The 13,760-nt window shown below is 36.5% G+C and carries 6 protein-coding genes; all 6 read right to left on the bottom strand.

Annotated elements, in window-relative coordinates; genetic code table 11:
- Positions 1-344: 344 nt before the first annotated feature.
- Complete coding sequence (locus P2W75_RS15720; RefSeq protein ID WP_276381204.1) at positions 345-1,325, bottom strand: pectinesterase family protein; 981 nt, start codon at positions 1,323-1,325, stop codon at positions 345-347.
- 148 nt (positions 1,326-1,473) lie between these two features.
- Complete coding sequence (locus P2W75_RS15725) at positions 1,474-3,495, bottom strand: glycoside hydrolase family 127 protein (RefSeq protein WP_276381205.1); 2,022 nt, start codon at positions 3,493-3,495, stop codon at positions 1,474-1,476.
- Positions 3,496-3,626: 131 nt separating this feature from the next.
- Positions 3,627-6,077 (bottom strand): polysaccharide lyase family 1 protein, encoded by a 2,451-nt coding sequence (locus P2W75_RS15730; protein WP_276381206.1) that lies wholly within the window; start codon positions 6,075-6,077, stop codon positions 3,627-3,629.
- A complete protein-coding gene (locus P2W75_RS15735) occupies positions 6,074-8,416 on the bottom strand; it encodes a DUF5703 domain-containing protein (RefSeq protein WP_276381207.1) in 2,343 nt (780 codons plus the stop codon). Before P2W75_RS15735 ends, P2W75_RS15730 begins: the two co-directional genes overlap by 4 nt.
- 114 nt (positions 8,417-8,530) lie before the next feature.
- Positions 8,531-9,955 (bottom strand): sialate O-acetylesterase, encoded by a 1,425-nt coding sequence (locus P2W75_RS15740; RefSeq protein WP_276381208.1) that lies wholly within the window; start codon positions 9,953-9,955, stop codon positions 8,531-8,533.
- A gap of 112 nt (positions 9,956-10,067) precedes the next feature.
- A complete protein-coding gene (locus tag P2W75_RS15745) occupies positions 10,068-13,454 on the bottom strand; it encodes a glycosyl hydrolase (protein ID WP_276381209.1) in 3,387 nt (1,128 codons plus the stop codon).
- Between the last annotated feature and the right edge of the window lie 306 nt (positions 13,455-13,760).

Raw genomic sequence — 13,760 nt, forward strand, 5'->3', positions numbered from 1 at the left:
GAAGCAAAAAATTCACTAAAAACAAGTAATCTTTATTTTTTATGCAAAATCAATTATTCTAAATTCTGAGTAATAAGTGTTTAAGATTATTTGTTTTAATTGTTAAAAAGAAGATTATTTAAAAAAATAATTACGATTTCGCCTTAAAAAACTTACAGCATACTATACCGGATAACACACCTTTAAACTTAAAAAAAATATAAAAAAAAGTAATTTTTAAAAGTAATTTCTGATTAAGAGATTTTTCGACTGATAAAAATTCACTTTACGCTTAAAAATAAAAATGCCCAATATTACTATTGAGCATAAAACGATACAAAAACTCTGTGTTTTCTTGATCGTACTTATTTTGGATTCCAGCCGTTTAAAACTAAATCTCTATCGTATTTTTTAATGTCTTCTTTTTTTAACTGATGTGACCAAGAAATACGTTGAGAGACATATTTGGCGCTCGCACCTTTGCTTCCATATTCAGCATAATAAGCTGTTTTATCTTTATCTGGAAATCTAGTGTCAATCCATGCGTTCCATCCTTCTGGAATAATATGCGAACCCAAATCAGTATTGATAAAAACAGTTTGGGCATAAGGTCTCCAAGGTCTTCCCAGAAATACTTGGTCTACCGATTTGTCTTTTGCAATAAGCTTACAATCTGTAAAGACAAAACCATAAGCTTGCCCTTGCGGGGTCGAAGCGGCTGTGATGTAAGAGTTTACCAAACTTTCGATGGTACATTTATAGAAATAAGCAGTCGCTGCGCCAAAAATAAAATCGGTTGTTCCGTTGATAAAACAGTTTTCAAAATACGTACGAGTATTTCCTTCTGACAAATAAAGCGTATCTTGATTTCCTAATAGATTGCAATTCCTTAAGATAACTCTATCTCCTTTAATATGAAGCGCCACAGCCTGACCTACTCTTCCCGCCGTATTTTCGACAGTTAAGTTTTCAAGTGTACAATCGTTTCCTTTTATCATAAAAGAATACGAAGTGCCTGTTCCAAATTCCTTTTTCCCTGAAGGGTCTGGTTCGCGAAGTGGTTTTCCAGAATAATCATCAAATGAAATAATGGTTTTATTCCGGTCCGTTCCTTTTAAAGTAATGAAGGATTTAGAAACTGGAATTTCTAACTTCTCCACATACTTCCCTGGCTTTATGGTTATTATCACGCGTTTTTCTGAATTGTCCTTTACATTATTTACTGCTTCCTGAATGGTTTTAAAATCTCCAGAACCGTCTTGGGCTACTGTTAATGCTAATTTGTTATCGAGCGTTTGGGCTGATACAGAAAATGCTATTAAAAATAAAGCCAGAATATATTTCATAAGTTTTAATGGTTTAAGTTTTTAGACAAAGTTTATCTGTAGAGACGCACCGCAGTGCGTCTAACGCAACGTAACCACAATGTTTGATATGCATGGCGTAGACGCACTGCAGTGCGTCTCTACGAAAAACAGGAATCTACATATAATTTTAATGCGACATCCAAACCGTCATTTCTCCCTCTCCTTTATTTCCCCATGCAAAATACGGAATCAATTTTACAGTTAATGTTTTTCCGTCTTTTGTTGAAATGGGTTTATAAAGTGTTTTATTCCAAGAATTATCAGCGGTAATTTTTGACGTCGCTTCAATTGTAACTAATTTTCTGTTTTTCAATTCGGTAAAATCAGTTTTAAAATCAGAATTCAGATTTAAAATCACATCATTTACACTTGTATTTGCAGGTAACTGATCTGATTCTAAACAATACACCAAAGGTCCTCTTTTTACCGCAACTTGATTTTTAACTTCTTCTACCAACGGATTGGCTTCCATCAATTCAACTGGCATTGGCAAATTCAATTCGATTACATCACCTTTTTTCCATTTTTGGTTTAATTTCAAATAAGTTCCCGAAACGATTTTATCTGAAACTTTCGCATTATTAACCAAAACTTCTGCATTCTGACTCCATCCTGGAATTCTCAAAAAGAAAGCCTGTAAATCTTTTGGCGCTTTAACGATTTTCAATGTTACTTTTCCGTCCCAAGGATAATTCGATTGCTGTTCAATTTCTAATGTTTCTCCGCTTAACGTTTTTGTATTCAAATTGTTGCTTCCGTATAAATTGATATACAAACCTTCTTTGGAAAGGTTGTAAGCATAATTTCCAACTTCGGCAACTGTTCTGGTTACGTTTGGTGCACAACAGTTTGATAAAGCAATATAACCTTCACGCACATTTCCCCAACGTTGATGAAATGGCAAATCGTTTGAAACATTCAGCGGATTGTTGTACAAGAATTTATCTCCTTCTAAATTCATTCCCGAAAGCACGCTGTTATAAAGCGCTAATTCTACAACATCAGCATATTTGGCATCTCCCGTAATTTGAAGCATTCTCCAGTTCCACAATACATTTCCAATATTCGCGCAAGTTTCGGTGTGAGCCGTGGCATTTGGCAATTGAAAAGGTCTTCCATACGCCTGATGAATCTTTTGAACTACAGCCGGATCATACGAAGTTCCGTCTGGTGAAACCCCATCATACAACGAACCACAACCTCCTGTAATATACATTTTACGGTATGTAACGTCATCCCAAATAGATTCTAAATTGTCTAATAACTTCTTTTCTCCCGTTTCTGCATATAAATCGGCCACTCCCGCATAAAGATAATTTGCTCTTACAGCGTGTCCCATTGCCGTAGTCTGCTGTCTAAACGGAACTCTATCCTGATTGTCATCGGTTCCATCATTCGTAGTGCCGCGAATATCAATCAGATTATTAGCCAATTCTAAAAATTTCGGATCTTTTACTGTTCTGTACATTTCAACAATTCCCATATAGTGAGACGGACAAATCGCATTTCTAGCCAATTCTGGTGATGCTTTTTTGTAGAAATCGTATAAGTAATCAGCAACTCCTTTGGCAATATTTAGGAAATTCGTTTTTCCAGTGGCACGATAATGAATACAAGCTGCAGTCATTAAATGTCCCATATTGTATTTCTCGAAACCCAATTGTTTTTTCACTTCTTCTGGGCCCAAAGTTCCCCAACGTTCGTCAATTAAAACTGGCGTATGAATATAACCGTCTTTGCGCTGTACTTTTGCGAAAAGCGCAATGGCTTTATCCATTTCAGCACCGAGCTTTTTATCTTTTGTAACGGCATAAGTGGCCGCCATTCCTTCAAAAATCTTGTAGAAATCACCATCATGAAAAGAAGGTCCTTTGAAAGTTCCTTTATCCAATCCTGCTGCAATTTCGAAGTTTTTGTACGCATGAGAAGTTTCGTTATGATACAAATCCCACATGTATGGCAAAGTATTTTTGGTTTCTACATCAAATTGTTCTTTCCAGAATCCGTTGGTCCATTTTACATCCTGTAAGCCTACGCTCTGCAATTTAGAATATGGACTTTGTGAATTCGCCACCAAACCTTTGTTTTGCGCCATTACTCCTGCACCAGCAAAAAACAAACTAAGGGAAACATTTAATAAATTTTTCATTCTACTATAATTTTGAACCATATAAGTCATATAAGTTCATTTAAACAAAACTTTTCCAATTTAACCAGATTGATATAAGCTCATTTAAGTAAAACTTAAAATTTCTTATATGACTTATATGGTTTAAATATTTACTTCACGAAGAAATTAATGGTTCTGCTCATTGAATCTCCTTCAGCATCTTTTACTGTGATTACGAATGATGCAAAGCCTTTATTTTCCGCAGTGAATTGAATTTCTTTTCCTTTTAAACTCGCTTTTCCGTTTTTAACTTCAGAGAAAGTGTAAACGGGTTTGTTTTCATATCCTTTGAAGAAATCTGTAACCGTTAAAGATTTTTTATCTTTTAAATTGATAAAATAATGAGGCTGAGCCAACCAATCTAAATAGTTATCCAGTTGTGTGAATCCGTCTTTATCAACATCTGAGTTCGCATCTGAGAAATCTCCTGCTGGTGAGTTTTCGTTTAAACCAAAAGCCTTTTCCCACCAGTTTGGCAATCCGTCATGATCGGTATCCCAATCTGAAGGACGAGTTTCTGACGGAAAATTTGGCCATCCTCCAGCATCTTCTTCACTGTCAATCATTCCGCCATAACCGCTTTTACTTCCTTTATAAGTATATGTTCCCTTTAAAGTTTCATCTATAATTCGGTTATCGTGTTTATCAAAATACGGCTGATTTGCACCAACATCTGAAAGTACATTTTTATAAGCTCCTTTAGCCGATTGTGTATTTACATAAGATTCAAAAAAAGGTTTGTTTACAAAAGTTTCATACTCCACTTTCTCCTTATTGGTTACAGTAAATTTTCTGCCTTTGTCCTGTGTTTTCTCATCAAAATAACCCGGCATAACATTTCCATCAAAGTAATAACGCTGCATTCCTTTTCCAACGCCTTCATGCTGCGCATTCAAAGCCACAAAAATCTTAGTTGAAGCTCCTGGTTTATAATAGTTATTTACAAAGTTTACTTCGTTCGCACCACCGTCTGTGGCTCTTTTTCCCCAATTATAAACTACGTTATTACGAATATCCAATCTTCCAGTATAAAATCCGTCACCGCTTAAACCACCGCCAATACTCCAGTTACGGCCTTCGTTGTGAGCCAACAAGTTGTGATGGAAACTTCCGATATCACCGCCAATTGTTGCTGCATATCCGTGCATTTTTCCTGCTTCGTATTTATCGTGTCCCGCTACGTTTAAAGCCTCAGAAATTAAAGTTCTTTGCAAAGTAATATGATGCGCGCCACGGGAACTAAACGATTCATCAATAGTCCAGCTGATGGAACAATGGTCGATAATACTAAAATTAGCGCCTGTTAAACCCATTCCGTCAAATGTTTTTCCTCCGCCGATTCTCACTTTCAAAAAGCGGATAACGCCATCATCTCCCGTTAAGCCGATCGGAGCTCTGGTAACCGTAATTCCTTCTCCCGGAGCAGTTTGACCTGCAATCGTAATATACGGCTGATTCACAACCAATCTCGAAGCCAGTTTAATATTTCCAGAAACATTAAAAACAATCGTTCTAGGGCCAATTTCCTGATTAATAGCATCACGTAAACTTCCTGGGCCGTCGTCATTTAGATTTGTAACTTCGATTACTTTTCCGCCACGTCCTCCAACAGCATAACGTCCGTAACCTTCAGCACCCGGAAAAGCCAATTGAGCAGGCTTAAACGACCAAACATTTCCTAGAGTAACTTCGCCATTAGTGTCGACTTCATCTACTCTCCAATAATACGTTGAACCACTGTATAAATCTGAAACAGAGAAACTTTTATCAGTCAATTTCCCTTTGAATTCTTTAGATGATTCTGTTGCGTTTGCTACTGCATTTTGATCTAAACCGAAATACAATTTATGAGCTACAACATTTTTTGGAGCATCCCATTTTAAAATCACATTTTTAGTCACTTCAACATGTTCGTCCCTGTTTTTTGGCTCTGGAGTGCGTGCTTGATTCATCAAGTTTGGTGTATCGATTTCAAAACCGTTAACCACAATTTGTTTTACAACATCTGGATTGTTCGTCGGATCAATTTCAAAACGAACAATTACATCTTTTCCTTTTTCTGCGTTGAATGAAATATACGCCATTGATGCATCCACTTTAGCATTGGCTCTCTGACTCGCATTTACGGTTTCCTGAAGTTTTCCGTTTATAAAAATTTTAATCGGTGAAAAAGTTTTTCCTGTAATAACATCAAATGCATTGTGAAAGGTCAAAAGTGTATGTTTCCCTGCTGCCAAACCACTAATTTTCAGTTCTAAATTTTCAGATGTAACCAATCCGTCAGAACCTAACCTATTGTAATATGGAGCACTCATTCCGACCTTGTACCATTTCGAAGTAAAATTTCCTTTTAACTTAAAGGTGATTCCATTAAAAATTTTCTGGTCTTCTTTGTTTTCATTGATTACCCACGAATCGTAACTCGGATCGTGAACTTCTTCTAATCGTCTTTGGAAAAAGTCAAAATCGACTTTTACAATTTGTTTGTCGGTATTCTGTGCTTGCCCGTTGGTCGCCAAAAGCATCGCAAGAACCGAAGCACTTAGTAATTTCTTAATCATTTTTGTGTGGTAATAGTTAGCTTAATTTTTTCAGTTTCTGATTTTCCAATCAGGTTTATAATGTCTTTTTTTCTTTCTTCTGGAACTACTTTTAAAACCTTTACTTCTCCATTAATCAATTCGGCTTCTACCGTAGTATTTTGTTTAGCGTGTAACTTGAAATGAACGTTCCATTCTTTTGGCCAAGCTGGAAAAAGATAGATTTTTCCGTCTGTTTCTTGCAAAAGCATTTCCTGCATACCAATCATTCCCGAACCGCCCCAATTGTGATCTGGAACCCAGTCAAAACCTGGTCCCCAAAATGCTGGAAAACGTCGTTCTGAATTCACCATTTTCAACGTATTGTATTTTGCAGCTTCATCGGTCAATCCTAAACGAGCAGCGAAAATATTGTCTTGTTTCCAACCTACATGGCTTCTGAATTTTAAAGCATCAGCGTCGTATTTCCATGTATTCAAAGCGGTTTCTAAATCTGGTTTTCCAACGCCATAAATTCCCCAAGGATAAACAGGGTACAATTGCGGCACTTCAGAATTATTAACACGTTCCCATGTTTTCGCAGGAAGCAATACTTTATGATTTTCAATCTGCCCAAAATTCAAAGGCGGAATTCTAGTTTGAAATGCTTTTAAATATTCAACGTCTTCTTTTGACAATTCATTGGCAGAAAGGTTTAAAAGCTGTTCTGTAATCACTTGTAAAGCCGAAATTGTACTATTAGAGTTATTTGTCATTTTATAAGTTTCAGCAGCTGAACCCGGAAAAAGAATTAATTTTCCATTTCCATCCAATGCTTTTCTTCCCCTTTGTTTCGCTAAATATTGATAATGTTCATCAAAAAAACGAAGACAGCTAATAATGAATTGGTTGTATTTCTGAATGTCTTCTTGAGCATATTCTTTCTGCTGCAACATCATTTGGCAGAATTCTAAAACGGTGTCCCATTCGTATTCCAGCCAAGCATTGTATTCCATTCCCGGATCGTAATTTTCAGGACGTTTCCATTCGTATTCTGCTGGATTTGGAAGTCCGAAATTCTCTAATTGTTCTGTGAAAGAAGCTCCGCTGTGTTTCCAATAGACTTTACTACGTAATTCGGCATTTTTTTGAAGACTTACATAATAATCCAATTGTGATTTCATCATGTCAAAATCACCGCTTTTTATCATGGGAAAATAAACCAATCTTTGATTTTGAGCCGTCATCGTTCCTCCGCCCCAATTTCTAAAATCAGGTGTAAAATTTAAGTCTTTATTGGTATAAACAGGATCAACCGTAAATAATCCACCATTGAATTTGGTTGGATATTTTCCGTATGCATTGCACCCCAACATATATCTAAACAACTGATAATTCTGCCCAATTTGATAAACCGAATCCTTCTCAATCGATTGATTTTTTTGTGTAAAAATAAAACTGCGGTTCCAGAAATTATTCCACCATTTTATAGTGTTTTTTTCTGCTTGTTTTGCTGTGTTTTTGTTCGAAGCAATCAAACTTTGCAAACCATTATTCCAATTTGAAAAGTCTGATTGACTGGTATTTAAATAAATTTCTAACGAATGTTTTCTTGAAGGTTTTGCACTCGTTAATTTAAAACCTTTGAAATCGGTATCCTGATATTTTCCTAAATAAGTTCCATCAGGTTTTAAATTATCACCTTTCATGAATCCACCGAAAGTTAAATTGGCAATCGGATTCATCATTTGATCTTTAACCGATTCCATTTTCTGCTGTTTTATGGCAACATCAAAAACGGTTTGTTCGCGATTTCGGTGATAGAATTTAAGTCCGTTATTTTCAAAAGCAATCGAATCTTTAAAAATGACAACATCACCCTGAGGTGCCCATTTATAAGAATTGGCATTGTTTTCTTTTCCTTTTGAAATACGATTCTGATGGCGCCAGCTTTCATAAGAAGCAGTCATTTTCAGCGGATTTTTGCTTTCTAAATCGACATGAATAATAGGTTTAAAAACATCCACCCAAAGTTTGATTTTGGTATCATTCTGACCAACTAAAACGTAACCGTCTTTTAGTTTTAATTCCTGACGAAAACCTGCTTTCCCTTCAAACGGATTCGGGCTTAAAGTAATTTTTATACGGCCTAATTTTAATAAAGTATTATGTTCGTCAAAAGTCCCGCTTCGCGAAAAATAGAAATACAAATCTCCTTTCTCGACCCAAACATTCATCCCGATATCACCGCCACCCAAAGGCATAGATTCAGATGCATTGTTGCTTTGCGTCGTCCAGACTTGATTGTAAGTATCAAGTACAGGAATCTGCGCGTTAAGACAAAGCGTTGTGAAGAGAAATATGTATTTAATGTATTTCATTTTTTAGCTCTCCTGCAAGGTTATCAAAACCTTGTAGGTATTTATTTTTACACTTTTAAATTCTAAATCAGACACCTACAAGGTTTTGAAAACCTTGCAGGAGCTCGTGACGTATTACCATTCATCAGTCCTAAACGAAGAAACCGGCAAACCTCCTGCGCTAAATAATTCCGCTTTGACGAAATCTTTCCATAAATAGCGCACTGCAACGGGTTTAGTCACTTTATCAGAAGTCAAAACCACCGATTTTCGTCTTACAACCGTTTTTGCAGGATAAAAAACTTTATCTTCTCCTGCTATTTCAAAACCTGTCACTTCTTTATCGTAAGATGTAATTCCGTTAGCGACATCATCAAAAGAAACGGTTACAGCACCGTCTTTAATTTCCATGCTCTTGTATTTCGGACTTTCAAATTCGAAACCTTCAATTCCGTACGTTCTTGCCAAAGCCTGAAAAGCCAATCGGTTTCCTCCTTTTTCCTTGTCCATTGGATGAATGTTATTTTCTTCTCCAACATCCATTAAAACTGCCATTGCCGAATTCGGAATTTCTTTTGAAGCCTTAAACTGTGCCTCTCTCAAATAAGCCGAATTGTATTTTTCTACATAATCTTTTGGATGAAAGGATGCATAATTAAACGGTGCAATTTGAGCGAAATAAAAAGGAAATTCACCTTGATTCCACATTGTTCTCCAACTGCTTACCATCTTTTTCATTAAAGCTGTATATTCATTTGCTCTTTCGTAATTTGATTCTCCCTGATACCAAATGCAACCTTTTATTCCGTAACCAATTACAGGAGAAAGCATTCCGTTAAACAAAGTCGTTGGAACACGATTTGGATCTTTTGCTAATTCTTCTTTTGTGGTCGGAATTTTAGCGCTAGCGAAATCTTTCAGCATTTCCGCATTCATCCATGCTTCCATACTTGAACCTCCGTACGATACATGAATTAACCCCACAGGAACATTTAAAACTTCCTGTAAAAGCGAACCAAAATACCAAGCCGTTGCACTAAAGTTGGAAGTTGATTTTGGAGAAGCTTCTTCCCATTTTCCTTCAAAATCGTCTTTTGGTTCTAAAACCGTCGCACGTGGAATCGTAATTAAACGAATGTTTTTATTGGTAGATCTTACAATGATTTCGTTTCCATTTTTAACTGGCTGTCCTTGAAATCCTTTTAACGGCATTTCCATATTCGATTGTCCCGAACAAAGCCAGACTTCACCAATTAAGATGTTTTTGATGGTTACTTTTTCCGTTCCTTCTGTTACTTCAATTGCAAATGGTCCGCCTGCTGTTGGCGTTTGCAATGCTGTTTTCCATTTACCAGACGCATCAGCTTTTGTTTTGTAGATTTTAGAATTCCACGATGTTTTGATGGTGACATTGGCATTCTTTTCTGCCCAGCCCCAAATTGGTGCGTTTGATTTTTGCTGCAACATCATATTGTCTGTAAACAATGCTGGCATTTTGATTTTTGCATTGATTTGCAGACTTGCTAAAGCAACCATGAATGCAATAATTGAATTTCTCATTTTCGTTGTGTTTTATTAGCCACGAATTCACAAATTAATCTCAAATCTGATAATAAAAAATTCGTGAATTACTTCGTCCGTTCGCTATCGCTCGGGTCGTGGCGAAAAAAAATTATTTTTCTTTTACAATACTTACTGGTCCCAATAATCCCGCTTTTAGCAATGGATTTCCTTCCAATCTAAATGGCGCTGTTGTCCATGTCAACCTCTCTTCTTTTGGCAATTTTTGATCACCAATTAATCGGTTTGCCCACGTATTCGTTACTTTTATTACAATTGTATTTTTTCCTCTTTGTAAGGCGTTCGAAATATTGGTTTTGAATGGAAAAGTCCAAAGTGTTCCACAATCTTTTCCATTAATTGAAACTTCTGCAATATTGGCGATTTCACCTAAATCAAGCCAGATTTTGTCGGTGTCTTTTCCTTTCCAAATAAACTCTTTTTTGTAAATTACGGTTCCTGCGTAATACTTAATCTGATCATTTTCTGAAGTACTCCAATCAAACAGTTTATTTGTTTTTACCACTTCTTTCGGACCTTTGAATTTTGGATCGAATTGAAGTTCCCAATTCTCATCTAAAACCTGAACTTTTTCAAATTCAGCTGTTTTTCCTTGAGCCAAAACTTCTTTCGTTTCATCTTTAAAAATTACAAAACCAGATTCGTTAGCTTCTAAAGTTAAAGAAACATTTGTTCTTCCATTTTCTATTTTCCAATTGGCTAAAGCCGATGTTTTGTCCGTAACGGGATTGTACCATTGTGGCACTTTTCCAGTTATTCTAAATGAAGCATCAAATGTTCTTTTTTGCTCTTTTTGATTCGAAAGAAAATAGATTTCTTCATTATCGGCTTTTCTATGTGCCCAAGCAATTGTTTCTGAATCGGCTCTGTTTAAATTTGGAAAATAAACATCTTGAGTGATTCCGATTGAAGCAAAATCGTTCCCTAAATAAGGTAATTTGACAACCATTCCTTTTCCGATTTTCCATGAAGTGGAATTGGAATTATTCCAAATCTCATCAATCAAATTCTGCCATTTCTTTTGATCGGCTTCTGATTGAATTCCCGGTTGAATAGTTGGTTTTTCGTCCACAAAAATCGTTGCTCCATCTTTTAGCAATTGCAGGATTTTTTCGGCGGAAGCCAAAGACAACATTTTATTCGGCGCCATTTTATGGCTTCCCGGAAACAGTAAAGCTCCATATTCGATTCCTCCTTCAAAAGTTACTTTTCCGTTTACGACTTTTGCTCTGTTGATTAAAACATCAGCATTAAATGAATCATATTGATAACCATTTAAAGCATTAATCCATTGCGACAAATCGGTTATATTTTTAGAATACGTCACTTCTTTCGGCATTTTTGCTGTTGGCTGACCTTCATTTTCTAAACGAATTTTCTCGCTTTCAAGCCTTTCTTTTCCAAAAACATTCGGAATAAATGGCACTAAGCGATCTGGAACAAAAGAACGTGACGGAAAATCTTCTCCGATAAAAACCGCCAAATCAATGACAGGTTTTCCTTTTTGCAATTGAAATTGTACTCTCTGGCAATAGTCAAACCAAGCTTTTCCGGGTTTCCACCACGTTTGATCTCTTTGAAAAAAAGTTCCGATATCGTCTAAAGTCATTCCTGGTTTTCTATCCGTCCACGGATTATGTACAAAAACGTGATAAAATAAACGGTTGATTCCCAAAGCATAATTTCGATCTGCTGTCGTTTTTAGATTTCCTGGATGTTCGTTCCAATCCATTCGCAAAGCCGTAAAAGATTCAGCCTGAATAATGTCTTTACCATAAATATGTCCGCCCGATATGGCATCCACCATATCAAAAGGTTTGTCGTGCGTTGGGCTTTTCAGCCAAAATTCACCTCCTGGATAATCGACATATTTATAATGCAATAAAGCATCGCTCATCATGGTTGGCGCAACGTTTTCAGAACTTAACTTAACGTTATATTCTTTGGCAATTTGAGCGACAGTTCCGTAGAAATTATCTGCCACTAAATCGCCAATTGTTTTTCTAACATCGTATAAAACTTTCTCAGAGAAATCGGCACTTTCTATTGGAATTCCAGCCATTACAGGAAGATATTCGACAATATCGTAACCGCGTCTCTTTTTAAATTCAGCCTGAAAAACCGAAGACCAGTTCTGGCTTCCGCATTCCCAGCTGTCAAAATGAAGAATTGCCAAAACTCTTGAAGCCAATTCAGGACCAGCAGAACGAACGGCTTCTCCAAACCAATGATCTAGTTGAAAACGAATTAATTCGAGATTAAATTTATCTACTTCCAACCCTTTTCCTGCCCCGCCCGTTGCATTTTCATGACCTGTAGAAGTATGTCCCATTCGGATAATTTTCCATTTTCCTTTTGGCGCTTTCCAATTTAGATTTCCTTCAGCATCCACAAAACTCGAAATATTGATAATTTCTGATTTTTTGAATGCATCTAAATTCGGAATTTCTTTCTCCGTTGTTTCTGGAGTCAAACGCCAAATTGCGCCTGATTTTCCTTCGTAATTATTGATTAAGGACTGATTAGAAAGTGTAATTTTACTCACTTTCAGATTTTGTTTCCATTTGGCAAAATCCAAATCTTCTGCACCTGGTTCTGTTCCAATTGGATTATACACAAATCTGAAATATTTTGCGGTAACTGGTGCGATTGTATGCGTATTTGGATAATCCATATCCTGCCAGCCGTGGCGCGGTGCAATCAGTCTTTCGTGGAATTTAAAATGAATTCCGTCATTGCTTACTTCCACAATCAAACGTTGTGCTTGATAGTCTCTTCCTTTGGTTTCAATTACGATTGATTTGCAAGTAAAAGGTTGTGCAAATTCGTACTGAATCCAACCTGCTTCTGCAAATTTGAAATTTTCGTCTTTCTTCGGATCAGCCAAAAACGAAGCATCAGTGTTGTTTGATGTCGTTACTTTCGGCAATTGAATCTGAGAAGTAGTTTCATATTCTTTTATCGGAATTGCAAAAACTGCAATATCTTTATAATAATCTTTGTAATGCTCTGGAACTGGCAGTTTTGAAGCGACTTTTTTTCCTCCTAAAATTTCTGTCGTTGACCAAACTACTTTTTGCATTGACATTTCAGGCATAATCCACGGACCGCCTGCGACCGCAAATCCGTCGGCTCCGTGAAAAGCGAGTTTCAAACCTAAACGATCTGCTTCTTTGAAAGCCCAACGAATCATATCCCAAAATTCAGGCGTCAGCTGTAAAACTGGCGGATCTATCAATGGCGGATTTGCTGGCCCTTTAATGGTCATTAAATAAGAGCCTGCAATTCCGTTTTGTTTCATGGCTTCTAAATCGGCCGTGATTCCAACTTTAGAATAGGCCGATTTCATCCAATACCAATACACCCAAGTTTTGGAGGATTCTAGTGTTGGCTGAAATGATTCTTTTTTATGGACTTCCTGCGCAGAGACGAAGCTTGCGAGAAGAAGGATAAAAAAGAGGTGTTTTTTTTGAAACATTTTAATCGTTTTATTTCGTTTGTAAACCCAACAGGTTTTTGAAACTTTCGGGTTTGGTATATTTATAACATAGCCAATGGTTTCAACCATTGGACGAAACGTGATTTTACATTACGTTTCCCAAGGTTGAAACCTTGGGCTATGTTTGATAATTTGTTAGTACTACGCATTTTTGTCATTTCGACGTAAGGAGAAATCACACTAGAAGCTCTCAAAGCTTGTCTTCAATCTGTATCGAATCCCGCGTGTGATTTCTCCTTACGTCGAAATGACAAACTATATCTTTAATTTTTAATTGTCAATTAA

Source organism: Flavobacterium sp. H4147 (assembly GCF_029360735.1).
In the GTDB taxonomy this organism is placed as follows: Bacteria; Bacteroidota; Bacteroidia; order Flavobacteriales; family Flavobacteriaceae; genus Flavobacterium; species Flavobacterium endoglycinae.